The organism is Paracoccus sp. (in: a-proteobacteria) (genome assembly GCF_035556475.1).
GTDB lineage: Bacteria > Pseudomonadota > Alphaproteobacteria > Rhodobacterales > Rhodobacteraceae > Paracoccus.
In genome coordinates this window covers 1-15,710 of the sequence record NZ_DATMFA010000093.1, presented here as the reverse complement: position 1 = coordinate 15,710, position 15,710 = coordinate 1, and the positions used below count along the sequence as shown (strand labels likewise).

General features: G+C 60.9%; 16 protein-coding genes and 2 pseudogenes. 2 read left to right on the top strand and 16 right to left on the bottom strand.

What is annotated here, in order from left to right; all coding sequences use genetic code 11:
* From VNQ78_RS12360 to VNQ78_RS12350, 3 genes and pseudogenes are all read right to left on the bottom strand, one after another.
* Nucleotides 1-185, bottom strand: a pseudogene (locus VNQ78_RS12360) (hypothetical protein); the annotation flags it as partial.
* A gap of 201 nt (nucleotides 186-386) precedes the next feature.
* Complete coding sequence (locus VNQ78_RS12355) at nucleotides 387-2,483, bottom strand: recombinase family protein (protein WP_325690131.1); 2,097 nt, start codon at nucleotides 2,481-2,483, stop codon at nucleotides 387-389.
* Nucleotides 2,464-2,655, bottom strand: coding sequence for a hypothetical protein (locus tag VNQ78_RS12350; RefSeq protein ID WP_325690129.1), 192 nt, complete (start codon nucleotides 2,653-2,655; stop codon nucleotides 2,464-2,466). The genes VNQ78_RS12355 and VNQ78_RS12350 overlap by 20 nt, the downstream gene beginning before the upstream one ends.
* A 300-nt stretch (nucleotides 2,656-2,955) precedes the next feature.
* On the opposite strand from VNQ78_RS12350, the pseudogene VNQ78_RS12345 reads away from it, so the two are divergent.
* Nucleotides 2,956-3,135, top strand: a pseudogene (locus tag VNQ78_RS12345) (transposase domain-containing protein); the annotation flags it as partial.
* A 165-nt stretch (nucleotides 3,136-3,300) separates the two neighbouring features.
* On the opposite strand, the gene VNQ78_RS12340 reads toward VNQ78_RS12345, so the two are convergent.
* The 4 genes from VNQ78_RS12340 to VNQ78_RS12325 are packed head-to-tail and all read right to left on the bottom strand — an operon-like array spanning nucleotide 3,301 to nucleotide 6,851.
* Entirely contained in the window at nucleotides 3,301-3,813 is a 513-nt protein-coding gene (locus tag VNQ78_RS12340; RefSeq protein ID WP_325690127.1) for a flavin reductase family protein, read from the bottom strand.
* A 9-nt stretch (nucleotides 3,814-3,822) separates the two neighbouring features.
* Nucleotides 3,823-4,587, bottom strand: coding sequence for an SDR family oxidoreductase (locus VNQ78_RS12335; RefSeq protein ID WP_325690125.1), 765 nt, complete (start codon nucleotides 4,585-4,587; stop codon nucleotides 3,823-3,825).
* Complete coding sequence (locus VNQ78_RS12330) at nucleotides 4,584-5,885, bottom strand: acyl-CoA dehydrogenase family protein (RefSeq protein WP_325690123.1); 1,302 nt, start codon at nucleotides 5,883-5,885, stop codon at nucleotides 4,584-4,586. Before VNQ78_RS12330 ends, VNQ78_RS12335 begins: the two co-directional genes overlap by 4 nt.
* 33 nt (nucleotides 5,886-5,918) lie before the next feature.
* Entirely contained in the window at nucleotides 5,919-6,851 is a 933-nt protein-coding gene (locus tag VNQ78_RS12325) for a LysR substrate-binding domain-containing protein (RefSeq protein ID WP_325690121.1), read from the bottom strand.
* Nucleotides 6,852-6,964: 113 nt separating this feature from the next.
* Between VNQ78_RS12325 and VNQ78_RS12320 the strand changes: the two genes are divergently transcribed.
* Nucleotides 6,965-7,708, top strand: coding sequence for an SDR family oxidoreductase (locus VNQ78_RS12320; protein ID WP_325690119.1), 744 nt, complete (start codon nucleotides 6,965-6,967; stop codon nucleotides 7,706-7,708).
* A gap of 18 nt (nucleotides 7,709-7,726) precedes the next feature.
* Here the strand turns inward: VNQ78_RS12320 and VNQ78_RS12315 are convergent, their stop codons facing one another.
* From VNQ78_RS12315 to VNQ78_RS12275, 9 genes are all read right to left on the bottom strand, one after another.
* Nucleotides 7,727-8,527, bottom strand: a complete 801-nt coding sequence (locus tag VNQ78_RS12315; protein WP_325690117.1) for an alpha/beta fold hydrolase — start codon at nucleotides 8,525-8,527, stop codon at nucleotides 7,727-7,729.
* An 11-nt stretch (nucleotides 8,528-8,538) separates the two neighbouring features.
* Nucleotides 8,539-9,294: an SDR family NAD(P)-dependent oxidoreductase gene (locus tag VNQ78_RS12310; protein ID WP_325690115.1), complete on the bottom strand. Its 756-nt coding sequence runs from the start codon at nucleotides 9,292-9,294 to the stop codon at nucleotides 8,539-8,541.
* Between the two features lie 23 nt (nucleotides 9,295-9,317).
* Nucleotides 9,318-10,025, bottom strand: coding sequence for an ABC transporter ATP-binding protein (locus tag VNQ78_RS12305; RefSeq protein WP_325690113.1), 708 nt, complete (start codon nucleotides 10,023-10,025; stop codon nucleotides 9,318-9,320).
* Nucleotides 10,019-10,795 carry an ABC transporter ATP-binding protein gene (locus VNQ78_RS12300; RefSeq protein WP_325690111.1) on the bottom strand — a complete coding sequence of 259 codons (777 nt, stop codon included), beginning with the start codon at nucleotides 10,793-10,795 and terminating at the stop codon, nucleotides 10,019-10,021. Before VNQ78_RS12300 ends, VNQ78_RS12305 begins: the two co-directional genes overlap by 7 nt.
* Complete coding sequence (locus VNQ78_RS12295) at nucleotides 10,792-11,805, bottom strand: branched-chain amino acid ABC transporter permease (protein WP_325690109.1); 1,014 nt, start codon at nucleotides 11,803-11,805, stop codon at nucleotides 10,792-10,794. The genes VNQ78_RS12300 and VNQ78_RS12295 overlap by 4 nt, the downstream gene beginning before the upstream one ends.
* Nucleotides 11,805-12,686 (bottom strand): branched-chain amino acid ABC transporter permease, encoded by an 882-nt coding sequence (locus VNQ78_RS12290; protein ID WP_325690107.1) that lies wholly within the window; start codon nucleotides 12,684-12,686, stop codon nucleotides 11,805-11,807. The genes VNQ78_RS12295 and VNQ78_RS12290 overlap by 1 nt, the downstream gene beginning before the upstream one ends.
* Nucleotides 12,683-13,936, bottom strand: coding sequence for an ABC transporter substrate-binding protein (locus VNQ78_RS12285; RefSeq protein WP_325690104.1), 1,254 nt, complete (start codon nucleotides 13,934-13,936; stop codon nucleotides 12,683-12,685). Before VNQ78_RS12285 ends, VNQ78_RS12290 begins: the two co-directional genes overlap by 4 nt.
* 61 nt (nucleotides 13,937-13,997) lie before the next feature.
* On the bottom strand, nucleotides 13,998-14,930 hold the full coding sequence (locus VNQ78_RS12280; protein WP_325690102.1) for a 3-keto-5-aminohexanoate cleavage protein: 933 nt from the start codon (nucleotides 14,928-14,930) through the stop codon (nucleotides 13,998-14,000).
* A 9-nt stretch (nucleotides 14,931-14,939) separates the two neighbouring features.
* The coding region (locus tag VNQ78_RS12275) for a 3-hydroxyacyl-CoA dehydrogenase (protein ID WP_325690100.1) at nucleotides 14,940-15,710 on the bottom strand (771 nt) is incomplete at its 5' end.

The following is a 15,710-nucleotide window of genomic DNA, read 5'->3' as shown; positions in this document are numbered from 1 at the left end:
GCATGGTGTGATGCGTCATTGCCTTCCTCCCCAGCAACTCCCTGTTCGCTGCGGAAGTGTGCGGGCTTGATGGCAGGCGTGACCAGTTCACTGACTTCGATCAGTGCCGCCACATCCACCTGCGGCGCCCCCATGGTTATGCAGGCGCAAACAACCGGATCAACTATCCACCCGGCGATCGTCACGACGACGTCTGCCGGGCCCAAGACCTAGAGAAACTGGCCTGTCGCCCGCTGCTCAACGCGCCGAATGCAAACCTTGTGACCAAAATAGGGATGCCAGCGGTAATGAACCTCCAGTTCCTCCCCGACATGGGCAGAATGAACGGGTGATTGCGCTGACCCGGAAAACGCCCTCTTCGCCGGGAACGACGAGGGTGCTGCATACTACACATCTAATGATGCCCTTATATTTGCATAACTTTCTGTTTGGGGTCCTGAGACGTCGGGCGTCTGGATCGGCGCGCATTGGCCTCTAGCTGGACGCGTTTCACTCTCAACGTCACGTAGGCGGATGATCCACGGGGCGCCTTTGCATATTTGCTCCGCAGGCAGGATGCTTTCGTTGATCATCCTTCGCACCGTTGAAGGACTGACCCCCAGTGTCGTGACTGCTTCGTCGAGCGTGACTTCACCTCTGTGCTGTCGCTCTCCTTCGCAATATGCGGCAATATCATGATTGTTGCGCAGCCCGCATACGCGACTTCTGGTCCAGGTGTTGCCTTTGCCGGTCATCTTTCCCGCACGGTTCAACACGGATGCGATTGTCTGATCCGGCATCTGGCGGGCCAGAACGCGGACAAGATCAAGCGTCTCACCGGCAACCGTCCATCGGGTCTGGCCAACCTTGTGCTTTTTCACGGTCAGACGGGTGTGATCCCCGCCTTGCCAATGGATGACCATCGGCAGAGCCTCATCGGAGATATCGACGACGATTTCCCGGATCATCAACCGGACAATGCGCTTTCGCGTTTCCGCGGTGACGCCAGGGCTGTTCCATGCATGCGCCAGATCGGCCCCTAACGTCATCAGGCGATCCCGGTCAGGCACTGACAGGGATGTCGGTGCTTCGGCCTGAAGCGTATCGTGCTCGACTTCCAGATCGCGCAACTGACGCAGTTTTTCGTTCCAGCGCCTTTCGAGTTCGTCCGCGACAAGCCGGTTGTCCGGGTCGACCGCATCGTATTGGCGCTGCGCGCGTTTTGCCTCAAACCGGGCTTGCTGCAGCGCATTGTCGATCTGCTGAAGCTTGTCATGTCGCTTCTGGCCCTGGGCGGTAGCGGCAGCCAGGGCTGCCTCTATCCCCAGGGGTTGCAGACGATCCAGCACTTCCTCTGCAATTGCACGGTCGACGCGCATGCCGCCAAAGGCAAGGCAGTTGGCCGCAGCCTTGGCGCCGAACTCGCCATGGCAGACATAACGCTGCGTGTTTCCGCCCTTGCCGCTATAGGCCACGCGCAATCGGCGTCCACAGCGCGCACACCGAAAAAGCCCCGGCAACAAAGCTTCGCCACGACGGATCGCCCCGCGACCGATGTAGTTCTTTCCATGGGCATTTTCTGCGATCATGGTTTGCGTCTTCGTGAACGTCTCCCAAGAGATATAGCCTGGATGATGGTTGCGGATCAAAACATCCCAGTCGTTCCAGTTGCGGCGAAGGCTTTCGCGGACTTGGCGTTTTTGCCCATCCTTGATTGTGGTTCGCGTTCCGCGTCGGCCAAATGCATAGACCCCGGCATAGACCGGATTGGTCAGGATGTGATGCAAGGTCGGATAGACTGGATGTGTCCATTCGACAGCATGCTGCCCGCGCCCAGCCATGACACGGGGAAGAAGGACCTCTTCCGCGCGAAACCACAGCAATACCTGGCGGATCGACTGCAGCTCAGAAAACTTTCTGAAGACCAGCGCGATGGCCTCCTGGACCCGCCGGTCAGGATCCTTTTCGATACGGTTGTCATCTGTCTTGACGTAGCCGACTGCAAGCGTCGTCAGCAGTTCGCCACGACCTGCCTTTTGCTTGATAGCCTCGGTAGAGCGCTGTCGGAACACGGACAGTTCCATCTCGCTCATCGTGCCTTTCATGCCCAGAAGAAGGCGGTCATTGATCAGGCGTGGGTCATAAAGGCCGTCCTCATCCACGATCAACGTCCCGACAAGCCCGCAGAACTCCAGCAAGGTGTGCCAGTCTCGCCCATTGCGGGCCAAACGTGACGCTTCAAGCGAAAACACGGCGCCTATACGGCCTTCGCAAATTGCCGCCAGAAGTTTTTGGAAACCCGGTCGATCCGCTCCACCACCGCCGGATTTTCCAAGGTCTTCATCAATGACCTCCACCGTTTGCCATCCCAGCAGCCGCGCCCGGTCCACCAGACCATACTGCCGCCGCTGGCTCGCGAGATTGTTGGCAACCTGATATGCTGAAGCCTGCCGGACATAGACAACGGCACTGCGATCGAGATGCTCATTCGTGATCTTGGTCATCGCCGATCTCCCTTGAGCATGGAAAGGCGCCCGGCGCGCAGGAGGTCCTCATCGCCTCAGTCAGCAGGTGCTGCAGCAGGCTCACCGCCTTCTGACGATCCCCTGGGCTCCATCGAACCGGATTGGCAATCTGTGTGAACAGGTCGAGTTGCTGGGGAAGTGGGCGCTTCATCGACATCTCCTCCGTTGACCATGGCGTCCGCGGAAGAGTTTAAAAGCTGATCCAGCAACACACGAAGATCCCACAGCTGCGCAAGCGGCAGCCGTGACGTATCAACGGGTTCTATTAACCCTGCTTCTGCTCCAATCATCCAGGCCGGCAAGTAGAATGCGCCACCATGGGCTTGTCGGATCAGAAAATGACGGCAAAGGTCGTGTTCGACGTCACCGACAACTTCCACGGTATGACCGCAGAGGGGGTGAAACGGATAGGTGACCACCGCGTCAAAGCTCAGATTCCCGGCATTATGACGCGGCTTCCGATGAGGGAGGAAGATCCTGGGCCCGCATTGCATCCCTTGTCGCCACCGCAAAGGTCAACGGTGTCGTGCCCTTCGCCTACCTCAAGGCAACCTTGGAAGCCGTAGCCGCCGGCCACCCGCAGGCCCAGATCAATGATCTGCGGCCTTGGAACTTCAAGCCGTCAAGCTGAACACGCGTGGGCCGCAGACGTAGCTTACGCTCAAAATTGGTCTCCTGCGCTGAGAGTAAATAAACTCCCAGTCGGCGACCACGGGACAAGGTCACAGGCAGAAACAACCGTGACAGTTGACTGGTATTGAGCTACTATCTCGGCCTGACGTGGGGGGCTCCCGCATCAGGATTTGCCGGGATCGGCGATCCAGCCGCCATACTTCCGCTGGAAGTAGATCATGGGTCCGTCCATTTCCGGCTTCTGGACGCTTACGCTCACAACGCTTCCGAAGATCACAGCATGCGTTCCGGTATCGATGCTCTGCGCCAGCCGGCAGTCGAGCGAAGCCAGGCTGCTCTCCAATACAGGTGTTCCCGTCACCAGCGTCCCCCAGCTGTCCGTATTGAAACGGGAGGCTCGTCCTTCGTTCGAGAGGAAACGATCAGCCAGACCGCGATGATCCGCTCCGAGGAAGTTGACGCAGAAAGCACCGCTTTCCTGCAGGTCGGTGAGCATTGTCGCCGATCGGTTGATGCAGGCAAGCAAGATTGGCGGCGTCGCCGAAACCGATGTGACCGCCGTCGCCAGCATGCCATGGGACACGCCCGTGACACTGCGCGCTGTGATCAGAGATACGCCACTGGCCAGCCGGCTCATTGCTTCGCGAAAGTCTTTTGCCTGATCCGTTGCCGACATGGTTCTCTCCTAGAATGAGGCGGTCAGGCCGCCATCGACATAGATGATCTGCCCAGTCACATAGTTGGAAGCGGATGACGCGAGATAGACGGCGGTTCCGCCTAGCTCTTCGGGCCTTCCCCAGCGTCCGGCGGGGATGCGCGCCACGCGTTCGGCATACAGAACCCGATCCTGGACGATGGCGGTGTTCATCTCGGTTTCGAAATAGCCGGGACCTATGCCATTGACTTGGATATTCGCTCTGGCGACCTCGGCCGCCAGAGCGCGCGTCAACATCCGCAGCCCGCCCTTTGCCGCTGCATAGGGCACCACCTGGGGGCGGCCAAGTTCACCCAGAACCGAAACGGTGTTGATGATCTTGCCCGACTCGCGCGACATCATTCCGGGAAGTGCCGCGCGGCAAGCAATGAAAGGCCCGGTCATGTGGGTGCGCAACATCAGATCCCAGTCAGAATCCTGAACATCGGCGACTGCAGCTCTGGCATTTATCCCGGCATTGTTGACGAGTATGTCCACGCGCTGATGCCGCAGTTCGACCCCCGCTATCAGTTCCTCGACTTCAGACCGTCGGGTGATATCGCAGAGCGCAACCTCGGCGCGACCGCCTTCCTTTCGGATTTTCCCGGCAACCAGTTCAAGCCGGGCGAGGTCGCGCCCCGAAAGAATGACGGCAGCCCCGGCTGCGGCCAGCGCCTCCGCCATCGCCGCACCCAGACCGCGCCCGGCTCCTGTAACGATGGCGGCCCGGCCCGCCAGATCGAAGGGATTGCTCACCGAGCTGCCGCCTGCTCTCTCCATTCGGCAAGGATAGGAACCGCAATATCTTGCATGGTGATCGTATCCACGAAGATGTGCTGTGTCGCGGCATACATGTCACGCATGCAGCGGCCCAGATCGCTCGGTTCGCGCAACGCTTCCGACCCGCCCATCGTATAGCAGAAGCGGACGACCTCAGCCGCGACTTTGTGAACATAGATGCAGTTCTGGCGGAAGCGCATCCGCATGGCCGGCGTCAGGACACCACCGGATTCGAGATAATCCTGGATTTCGGCATAGAAGCGCAGGGTAAAATCTCGCGCTGCATGGTAGCTTGCCTCGTGATAGGCGAAATCGTGGCGGAACACCAGCTGCTCGCCCAGCACCGTCTGATAGGCAGGTCGCTTTTTACCAAAGGCGATACGGGTGATTTCCTCAAGTGCCCGCCGCATCAGGCCAAGCGCCACCCCGGTATGCCCGGCGCAGGCAAGCCCAGGAATGCCAATGTCATAGAGCCGCCACTCGCGCAGGCCGCGTTGGATTGCCCTTTCGTGATGAAAACCGGCCGGGATGATAGCATTTTCCAGATCGTAATCGACGCTGCCGGTGCCGCGCAGCCCCAAAACCTCCCAGTTGCTGTCGAAGCGCACCTCGGACCGGGGGCGCCAGCAGACGCGGACGACCGGATTTCCGTCCGGCAACTTGCGCATGATCTTGTCATCCATGACAAACATGCCCGCGCCGATCCAGGTCGCATGCAGCGAACCGCTGCCAAAACGGTATTTGCCGCTGCCCCGCAATACCCCTTCGATCTCGGTGGCCGAGCCGCCCGGTCCCAGCATCCCGGCCATGATCGGCAATTCTGCATCGCCATAGATCTCGGCAACGGCTTCCTCGCTGCAGAAGGCATAGGGCACGGCGGTGCCGGTGGAGTTGGCCATCAGCGACCATCCTGCCGAGCCATCGGCGGCGGCGATCTCTTCCCAGGCCAGCATGCAATCGGCCATGTCGGCCTGAAAACCGCCCACCTTTCGCTCAAGCAGCATCCAGAAAAGGCCAGCCTCCTTGATGGCCCGCACCACCGTCGGCGTCATCGTTCCCAGTCGTTCAGAGGCCTCGGCCTCGGCGCGCACGATGGGGGCGATGCGCTTCGCCCGGTCATGCATTGTTTCCGCCGGGATTGCGGGGATGGGATTTTGCTGGTTCATGGCATCTCTCTGCTGTTGTGCAGTCCGCTGCGATGTTCCTTCCGGACCCCGCGCGGACCTCCTCCGTCCCCATGAGACGCCCGAGTACGCCCGGGCCGCAAATGCCATGTGGGGCCGCCCGTGATGCCTGTCAGGCATCGATCAACCCATGCCGGTTTCCATCAACGCCAGCGACTGGTCAACTTCGCCGGACAGGCGATCAACCAGATCGATGAGATGGCTCAGCGCGGGATTGCTATTCGCGCTGCGCCAGACAAGCTCAAGATCAACGGGCATGGTCAGATCAACTAGAGGGCGCAGGACGACCCCGTTCCCCTCTGCGGGACGGAATGAACGGTTAAGAAAGGCCAGCCCCATCCCGGCATCGACAAGGTTCATGATCGTGTTCTCGTTGTCGGCGAACTGCGCGATCCTTGCCGTGGCGCCAGCCGCGCGTAACCGGGTCATCAGGCGTTCGTAAGTTACGGCATTGTTGCGCGGATTCGGCATAATCAGCGCCTGATCAGACAAATCCCCCAAGCCGATTTCCTGTTGCCGGGTCAGCGCGTGCTCTCGTGGGAGAGCGATCACGTAATCGTCCTCGCCGACGCGAATTGACTGGAATTCCGTCCTCTCGCCGCGATGGCGCAGTAGAAAGCCGGCATCGAGGCTACCGTTCCGCAGGGCATCGACTTGCAATTGCGACATCAGAAAATGCAGTTGCAGGCTGATTTCGGGATAGTTGCGGCGAAACGCCTGAAGGAAGCGCGGCATTTCGGGCCGGCGCCCGGCGATTTCATTAAAGCCGATATGCAGCGTGCCGAGTTCGCCCTGTGCGATGCGCCGCGCCCGGAGGCGGGCGTTTTCGACACGCTCGAGAATGTCGCGACTATCCTCGAGAAAGGCCGCGCCCGCTGGCGTCAGGCTGATGCCCCGCGGTTCGCGATCCAACAGCGCGGTGCCGATCTCTACCTCCAGATCGCGGATCTGCCGCCAGAGTGCGGGTTGAGACAGGTTCAGCCGCTCGGCTGCGCGGTGAAAGTTCAACTCTTCCGCAACGGCAACGAAATACCGGAAGTGGCGCGTTTGCAGCATCTTAATACCCCAGCGGCATCGGCTGTGACAGCCGAAGGTATTGGCATGTATCCCCACTCCCGCGCGACAGTCGCCCCGAGCTCCGCAGGGTGCGGAGAAAGGGAGGAATAACTATGACTGGACGTCTGGCAGGCCGCAAGATCGTCATCACCGGAGCGGGATCCGGCATCGGACGCGAAGCCGCCCGGCAGTTTGCGCGTGAAGGTGCTGCGCTTGCTCTTCTTGACCGCGACCCGGCCGCTGCGCAGATCACTGCAGACGAGACCGGGGGGCATGTCTTTGCCGTCGATGTCACCGATCAGACCCAGGTGGATGAAGTCATTGGCAAGGCCGCCGCTGCGCTTGGCGGGATCGACGGCCTGCTGAATTCGGCAGGGATCCTGACGATGAAGACAGTCGACGATATCGACGTGGTGGAATTCCGCCGGGTTGTGGATGTGAACCTGACCGGAACTTTCCTCGTTTGTCAGGCTGCTCTGCCCTGGCTGCGTAAGGAGCCGAAGGCCGCAATCGTTAACATCGCCTCGGCGCAGGCGCTTCTGCCCTCGCTCACGGGATCGGCCTATGCGGCCTCCAAGGCCGGGGTCATGATGTTTTCGAAAAGCATCGCCAAGGAACTGGCGCCTGCGGTGCGGGTGAACATCATCTGCCCCGGCGCCACCGAAACCCCGATGACCGATCAGGGCGTCGCGCCCGATGACGTCGAGGGGCGCAAGGCGCTGGCGGCGGTTTATGCGATGAACCGCCTTGCCCAGCCGAATGAGATCACCAACGGAATTCTGTTCCTGATGTCGGATGAGGCATCGGCGGTTACCGGCGTCGCCCTGGCGATCGACAATGGGCGAACCTTCCACTGAAACTGCGGATGCGCGGCTTCAGCCGCGCATCTCCTTTAGCCAATCGATCATGATCCCGTTGAATTCGTCGTCGAATTCGACATTCGGGAAATGATATCCCCCCGAAATCTCGACATAGCGGCCTCCGGGAATCTTCGAGGCGATCAGCTGGTTGTCGGCCGGCGGCGTCGTGGGGTCCTCGGATCCGGCCAGAACCAGCACCGGAATGTCGATCCGGCCTAGGCGCGGCTCGACATTGTGGGTCAGGCATGCATGCATGCAGCCGAAATACCCATCAAGCTTGGTTCCGAGGAAGGTCTGCCGTAGCGCCTCCCATCGCAAGGGCCGGCGCTCGCGATAGCCCGGACCATAGCGGCGTTCCATATTGGCCGCCACGATGGACTCCAGCGATCCCGACTCCCTGACTGCGCGGATACGACCCAGCATCAGTTCGGTATCGCCCATCCATTTCGAGGCGGAGCAACAGACCATCAGCGAGGCAAGACGGCCGGGGTGATCGGCGGCAATTACCTGCCCCATCATCCCGCCCATCGAGAGGCCGATCATGTGGACACCGGAATGGAAGCCAAGGGCATCCAGCACCGAGATCACGTCTTCCGCGAGGGATTCGATGCTGTAGTCGTCGGGGCGCGCGCTGCTGCCGCCGTGGCCCCGCGTATCGATCCGCAGCACCTGGAACCCGGCTGCCAGCAGCACCGGGACTTGTTCGGCCCACATGCCGTGATCCGAAGTCAGGGAATGGGTCATGCAGACCACAGGTGCGTCCTGTGGCCCGATCAGATCATAATTGATCCAGTGGCTTCCGGTATTGTGCAGCATCTTCGCCCCCGTCAGTAAAAGATCCGGCCGCCGTTGACGGTCAGCATTTGTCCGGTGATGCAGCGCGCCTCCTGACTGGCAAGGAAGGTGATCGCGTTGGCAATGTCCTCGGGCTCGGCCAGATGGCCGATCGGGATCTCGGCCAGCGCGGCGTCATAGACATCCTTGGGCAATTGCTTGGGGCCGCGGGTGTTGGTCACGCCCGGAGCAACGGCATTCACGTTGATCCCGAAAGGCGCCAGTTCCCGTGCAAGACCCCGGGTGAAGCCGGACACCCCGGACTTAGCGGCAACGTAATCGACGATACTGCGTTCTCCGATCAGTGTGGAATCCGACGAGATATTGACGATCCGACCAAAGCCACGGTCCTTCATACCCTTCGCGACCGTCCAGGAGACATAGAAGGTCACCATTAGGTTGAGGTCGATCACGAAATCCCAGGTCTCCGGCACGGAATCTAGGAACTCGGAGGCATTCTTGCGGGCAGTCTGCCCGACATTGTTCAGAAGCAGGTCGATCGGCCCAAGTTCTGCCTCTACCTTCTCGATCGCGGCCTTGACTGCGGCACGGTCCCGCATGTCGGTGACGACCGGCAGCACCGTGCCTCCCGCGGCGCGGATCGCATCGGCGGTTTCCGCAAGCGGCCCCTCCTCGATATCCAGAATGCCGACCCGAGCGCCCTGCTCGGCGAATTTGATCGCGCTGGCACGACCGATCCCGTTCGCGCCGCCGGTGACGAGCGCGGTCCGTCCTTCGAACCTGGTCATTCTCTTCCCTCCCAGAGGTTGTGTCAGGCAAGCGCCAAGTGGCGGTTGCGGATGGTTTCGTCCTTGTCGAATGCAGCCCACGAGCCGGCAAAGACGACCGAGCCGGTATCGAGCACATAGACATTTTCGGTGGTCTGCCGGCTGAACCAGATGTTCTGTTCGACCAGCAGCAGGGTGATGCCAAGATCCTGGCAGATCCGAGAAACGATTTTTGCCAGCTCCTCGACGATGACAGGCGCCAATCCCTCGGTCGGCTCGTCCAGCAGCAGCAGGCGCGGTCGGGACGCCACCGCCCGCGCAATCGCCAGCATCTGTTGCTGGCCGCCGCTTAGCTGTCCGCCAAGGCGGCTGCGCAACGGCGCAAGCATCGGAAACCATTCATAAATCTGCTCGATCGGCACGATCGGCCGCTCCGCATTGGCACCGAACCGGCCAAGCTCTATATTTTCTTCGACCGTGATATGGGTGAAGATGCGCCGGTCCTCGGGAACGAAGGCAAGCCCGTCCTTGGCGCGTCGAAACCAGGGGCGCGTGCCGAGCGGTTTCCCGTCAAGGGAAATTGCCCCCTCCAACTTGGGACCGGAATTGGTGACGGATTTCAGCAGCGTGGATTTGCCCGCCCCGTTTCGTCCCAGCACCGTGGTGCGCCCACCCTTCGCAATGGACAGATCTACCCCATGCAGGATGTGGCTCTGCCCATAGAAGGCGTTCAGCCGCTCAACCTTCAGCATGATACATGTCCTTGCCCCAGGTAGACATCGCGCACGGTCTGGCTGCTGCGCACCTCGGCGACGGTTCCTTCGGCGATCACCTCGCCATAGTTCAGCACCATGACGCGCTCCGAGATGGAAAAGATCACATCCATATCATGTTCGGTCATGATGACGGCGACCCCTTTTTCCTTTCGGATGGACAGGATCAGATCGACAATATGCATCCGATCGGCCGGTGCCATGCCGGCGGTTGGCTCATCCAGCATCAGGATCAGCGGCTCCAGTGCCAGTGCCAGTGCCAGCTCCAGCCGCTTGCGGTCGCCGTGCGAGATCGTTGCCGCGATCTCATGGCGCAGATGTGCAATGCCCAGCTGCGACAACAGATACGCCGCCTCCTCCACCAGCACCGGCTCAGGTGAGGCGCGCCACCAGCGTCCCTGCCCCAGCTTTTTGCAACGCTGGCGCGATTCCAGCGCCACGATCACATTCTCTAGCGCGGTCAGTTCCAGAAACACCCGTGAGACCTGGAAGGTGCGGCCCATGCCTTCGGCGGTGCGTAGATGCGCAGGCAGGCCGGTGACGTTCTTGCCGAGGAGGTTCACCTCGCCGCTCCGGCAGCCGATCTCGCCGGTCAGCGCCTTGAACAGGGTGGACTTCCCAGCCCCGTTCGGACCGATGATCGCGAGTGCCCCGCCCTTGTTCACCGACAGGCTGACCCCCTTGATCACCTCGAAGGCGCCGTAGCTGACCCGCAGGTCGGTTGCCGAGAGCAATGCAGAACCGGTCATGTCCTGCCCCCCTTGCGTCCGAAATTCCGGCGCAGTTTGCCGATCAGTCCCAAAATGCCGGTCGGGGCCACGAGGATCACGACGACGAGGATACCGCCAACCATGATCTCGGAGAGGCCGGGAAAGCTCCGGGTCCAGTAGTTGATCGTGCTGAAGGCCACCGATCCCACGATGGGTCCCCAGAAAGAGGTGAAGCCGCCAAGCAGCGAATTGAGGATGGGTTGGGTCGAGGCCAGCCAGTTCACCTGATCAAGGGTGACAATCCTTGTCAAAGGCGCGGATAGCGCGCCTGCCAAAGCTGCGGTGCCGCCCGAGATCATGAAGGAGATCACCCGATAGCGCGCCACGTCGATGCCAATGAATCGCGCGCGATCCGCATCCTCGCGGATAGCGCGGAAGGTTCGACCCAGGCGGGAATGCACCACCCACCAGAGCGCAGCGACGATCAGCACGGTTGCTACGACCAGAAAGCGGTAATAGGCGTCACCATGCGTCAGATCGAGGTCAAACAGACCCAGATCGATCACAGGGCGGGGGATGTTGCCCAGCCCGTCCTGCTCACCCAGGGCGGGCGAGAAGCCGATGATCTTCGCCATGGCTTCAGTCAGGGCGACGGTAAGCACGGCAAGGAAGATGCCGGTCAGCCTTTTCAACGCGACCACCCCTATCGCCCATGCGACCAGTGCACCCCCGAGACCGGCGATCACGAGGACGAGCAGAAACGGCAGGTGAAAATCGTAACGAAGGGCCGCGCCGGTGAAATAGGCACCGATCGCGAAGAAGCCGGCATGACCGAAGCTTGCAAGGCCGGTAAAGCCGAACAGGAGGTTCCATGACAGGGCGAATACCGCTTGGACCAGAGTCAGACCGATCACGAAAAGGATGCCCGGGTTGACAAGGCTTGGTGCGCAGAACAGCAGGACCACCAACAGAGCGAGAAGGATCAGACCGAGCCGCTTCTCGGCCCCGCTTTGCTGGCACTGCACGGTTGTGAGGGACATTTGGGACATCAGGTCGCTCCTTGTGCAGGAAACAGGCCGTTCGGCTTCCAGACCAGAGCAAGGGCCAGAAGGACATAGATCGCAATCCCGCCATATTGGGACAGGAAGGTCGCATTCGCGCTTTCGACGATCCCAAGAAGGATACAGGCGAGGAAGGTGCCGCGGATGCTGCCGAGCCCGCCGATGACCACGGCCATGAAGGCATAGAGCACGAAGGACGCACCTACATGCGGTGACAGCGCTTGATTGGGGACAAGAAGGCCGCCGGCAAGCCCCGCTAGCACAAAGCTTGCCACAACCGAAAGCATCAGGACCAGCGGCACGTTAATCCCTACTGTTCCTGCCATCCACGGGTCGTTCGAGACCGCGCGCATGATCTTTCCTGCCCAGGTGCTTTGCATAATCACCTCAAGCGCCGCAAAGAGCGCAAGGCCGGCACCGATGACGAACAGTGTGTAAAGCGAGATGTAGGCCCCCCCCACAACGATCGCCCGGTCGACTTGCGGCGGCGGCATGACCGCGAAATAGTCGGTGCCCCAGATCGCCTTGGCGACGCCTTCGCAGAAGAGCATCAACCCGAAGGTCGCGATCAGGGCGTAGTGATAGTCGACATTGCGCAGGCGTCGCAGGACCAGCACATCCGTCAGATAGCCCAGCACACCGACAGCTGCCGCAGCGACAAGCGCCACTCCGAGAAAGGTCCAGATCGATGCCGGCGATGCGCCGCCGACGCTGTAGGAAATGTAAGCCCCGAGCATGAAGAATGCCCCGTGGGCGAGGTTCAGGATCTTGAGGATCCCGAAAACCCAAGTCAGGCCGGCAGCGACGAGGAAGAATGCCATCCCCGAGGCCATGCCGTTGAACAGAACAAAGATGGCCTGCGAGGTCATTGCGTCAACTCGGCAATGTTGAAGGCCTTGCCGGGTGCGGCAGGCTCGATCATCTCGGCGGCGTCGATGCTGGTCACCTTGCTGAAGGTGAAGAAGGGTTCTTCCCGCGACGGCTCCATCTGTGAGTAGTAGTTGGTATTCACCAGCTGATGGTCATCCTTGCGGAAGCTCACCTGGCCGCCCACCGTCTCGAATTGCAGGTTCTCGATCGCGTCGATGACCGGATCGGTTTCGGTAGAGCCGGCGGCGCGGATGCCTTCGAATATCGCCATTGCCGCGCGATGCCCCGCCGCGACCTGCGCCGAGGGGATGGTGTCGCCCTTCAGCTGGACATAATCGTCATAGAGCTGTTTGCTCACCGGGTTGCTGGCAAAGGGTTCGGCGTTGTGAATCCAGTGGCAGACTGACCAGAGATTGGGATACGTGTTCCGCCCCATCGCCTTTCCGGTTATGTCGCCATTGCCCACCTCGCCGATGGCCTTGAATTTGTCATAGAGGCCCACGCTGCGCGCCTGCTGGAAGAAGCTGATCTGCGCCGAGGCCGCGATTCCGATGTAAAGCCCTTCGGCCTCAGAACTCATCAGCTGGTTGATCTGAGTGCGGAAGTCGGTAGCCGTCGCCTGCGTATAGATCGTGTCAAGGACCGTGGGCTTTTCGCCCGGTGCGAATTTTTCCACCGCCTTGCCAAAGAACAGCGCCGAATCCCGCCCGAAATCGCCATCCGGCGCCAGCGAGACCCAAGTCCTGATTTCGGGGTTCTGTTCGATCAGCGTCCGACCGAGCGAGCTATATTGCGTGTAATTGTTCGCTGTCGCTCGGAAGATGTTGCGATTGTAAAGCTCATGTGTCACCGGCATTCCGGCTGCGGCGACGATGATGACGGCCATGTTCAGTTCCGGTGCAAGCGGGGCAAGGCCAAGCGCGGTCACCGTCTGCGACCCCCCAAGCAGCAGGTTGATTCTGTCCCCGGCCAGTTCGCGCGCCACGGCCACGGATTCCGAACTGTTATACTTATCATCACGGATGACCAGTTCGACCTCGCGCCCGAGCAGGCCGCCGGCCTTGTTGATCTGCATCGCTGCCACCTCGGTTCCGGCCAACATCTGCTTGCCGACAGGGGCGCCAACCCCGCTGAGTGCATAAGCCGCGCCGACGCGGATTGGCCCGGACTGGGCGCGCAGATAGGTCGCATTCATTCCCAGAAGCGCCGCGGCACCGGCGAAGCTCTTCAATACTGCTCTTCTTCTCATGTCCCGTTTCCTCCCCAAATGGTGAGGCGGCATTGCCGGCCTCCTCTGCGATGAAGCTCATTCAAAATCCGACCTCGGTGCCGCCTTTCAGCGACAGGATGCTGCGCGCTTCCTCTGCCGTGGCCACGGTCAGTCCCAGGCCCTCGATGATCTTGCGTGCGAGCAGGACCTGCTCGGCGCTTGAGGTCGCAAGGCGTCCCCTGCCCGCCCAGAGGGAATCCTCAAGGCCGACCCGCACATTGCCGCCCATTGCCGCTGCTTGCGCGATGATGCGGAGCTGGGCGGCGCCTGCCCCAAGAACCGACCAGCGATAATCACTGCCGAACAGCCGGTCCGCCGTCCGTTTCATATGCATGACATCTTCGGGATGGGTGCCAATGCCACCCAGAATGCCGAAGACCGACTGAACGAAGAATGGTGGTTTCACCAGCCCGCGCTCGACGAAATGTGCAAGGTTGTAGAGGTGCGAGATGTCATAGCACTCGAACTCGAACCGGGTTCCGTTCGCATAGCAAGCCGAAAGTATGTACTCGATGTCCTTGAAAGTATTGCGAAACACTACGTCTCGCGTCGCTTCGAAATGGGTCCGCTCCCATTCGAACTTGAAGCTTGGATACTTGTCGAGCAGCGGGAACAGTCCGAAGTTCATCGACCCCATGTTGAGCGAGGCGACCTCGGGCTTCAGTTCGGCGGCGGGCTTGACGCGTTCCTCCAGTTTCATGTGAGGCGCCCCCCCGGACGTGAGGTTGATCACCGCCTCCGTCGACTGTTTCAGGCGTGGCAGAAAGCGCATGAAACCTTCGATCGACTGATCCGGGCGACCATCCTCGGGATTGCGGGCATGCAGATGCAGGATCGAGGCACCCGCCTCGACCGCTCCCAACGCATCTTCCACGATCTGGTCGGGGGTGATCGGCAGATGGGGCGACATGGTCGGCGTGTGGATCCCACCCGTAACGGCGCAGGTGATGATGACGGGATCAGGCTTGCCCATGCGATACTCCTAGGCTTGCAGGGAATGACGGCGGAATGTGGCAAGAGCCATCAGCTGGCGATCACGCCACATCTGGCGCTCGCGAAGTTCCTCGCGCGGCAACCGCGCACGACGATCGGCTTCGATCCGGTCGAGGGCCGGACCTGACCAGTCCGCGCTGACGCGCATTGTTTCCGTCATCCGGCGGAACATCGGCTGATAGCGATCGACATAATCGCGGACACCCTGGGGTGCGTTGAGGTCGATCGTCTCGAATGGCCCCATGAAAACCCAGCGCAACGCCAGGCCGTCGCGAAGACAGGCATCAACCGCGCCGGCCGAAGCCAACCCGGAATCAACCAGGCGGAAAGCCTCGTCGAGGACCGCGGCCTGAATCCGGTTCAACAGGAAACCGTCGATCTCATGTTCAAGCCGCACGGGGCTTTGGCCGATTTGGTGCATCAGCCCCTCTGTCCGTGCCAGCGTCTCCGCCGTGGTCCAGGGGGCTGGGACAAGCTCGACCAAAGGGATCAGATGCGGTGGATTCACCGGATGAGCGACAATGCAGCGGCCGCGACCGGGCAATTCTTGAGTAAAGGCCGAGGGCAGGAGAGCCGAGGTAGAACTCGCGATCACCGTATCGGGGGAAGCCAGCACGTCGAGCTGGCGAAACAGCAGGGTTTTCAGCTCCAGATTTTCCGGCGCGTTTTCCTGAATATGGCTTGCAGCCTGCACCGCATCGGCGAGGTCATCCACAACGCGGATTCTACCCAGAACCGCAGCGGGCGTGTTGCCCCCAAG

Excerpts from the sequence above, each read along its gene's own strand:
- VNQ78_RS12330 (WP_325690123.1), bottom strand. The coding sequence starts at position 5,885 with ATGGCATTTGCGGCCCGGGCGTACTCGGGCGTCTCATGGGGACGGAGG.
- VNQ78_RS12355 (WP_325690131.1), bottom strand. The coding sequence starts at position 2,483 with ATGACCAAGATCACGAATGAGCATCTCGATCGCAGTGCCGTTGTCTAT.
- VNQ78_RS12315 (WP_325690117.1), bottom strand. The coding sequence starts at position 8,527 with ATGCTGCACAATACCGGAAGCCACTGGATCAATTATGATCTGATCGGG.
- VNQ78_RS12325 (WP_325690121.1), bottom strand. The coding sequence starts at position 6,851 with ATGCTGCAAACGCGCCACTTCCGGTATTTCGTTGCCGTTGCGGAAGAG.
- VNQ78_RS12300 (WP_325690111.1), bottom strand. The coding sequence starts at position 10,795 with ATGACCGGTTCTGCATTGCTCTCGGCAACCGACCTGCGGGTCAGCTAC.
- VNQ78_RS12285 (WP_325690104.1), bottom strand. The coding sequence starts at position 13,936 with ATGAGAAGAAGAGCAGTATTGAAGAGCTTCGCCGGTGCCGCGGCGCTT.
- VNQ78_RS12340 (WP_325690127.1), bottom strand. The coding sequence starts at position 3,813 with ATGTCGGCAACGGATCAGGCAAAAGACTTTCGCGAAGCAATGAGCCGG.
- VNQ78_RS12280 (WP_325690102.1), bottom strand. The coding sequence starts at position 14,930 with ATGGGCAAGCCTGATCCCGTCATCATCACCTGCGCCGTTACGGGTGGG.
- VNQ78_RS12295 (WP_325690109.1), bottom strand. The coding sequence starts at position 11,805 with ATGTCCCAAATGTCCCTCACAACCGTGCAGTGCCAGCAAAGCGGGGCC.
- VNQ78_RS12305 (WP_325690113.1), bottom strand. The coding sequence starts at position 10,025 with ATGCTGAAGGTTGAGCGGCTGAACGCCTTCTATGGGCAGAGCCACATC.
- VNQ78_RS12290 (WP_325690107.1), bottom strand. The coding sequence starts at position 12,686 with ATGACCTCGCAGGCCATCTTTGTTCTGTTCAACGGCATGGCCTCGGGG.
- VNQ78_RS12320 (WP_325690119.1), top strand. The coding sequence starts at position 6,965 with ATGACTGGACGTCTGGCAGGCCGCAAGATCGTCATCACCGGAGCGGGA.
- VNQ78_RS12350 (WP_325690129.1), bottom strand. The coding sequence starts at position 2,655 with ATGAAGCGCCCACTTCCCCAGCAACTCGACCTGTTCACACAGATTGCC.
- VNQ78_RS12310 (WP_325690115.1), bottom strand. The coding sequence starts at position 9,294 with ATGACCAGGTTCGAAGGACGGACCGCGCTCGTCACCGGCGGCGCGAAC.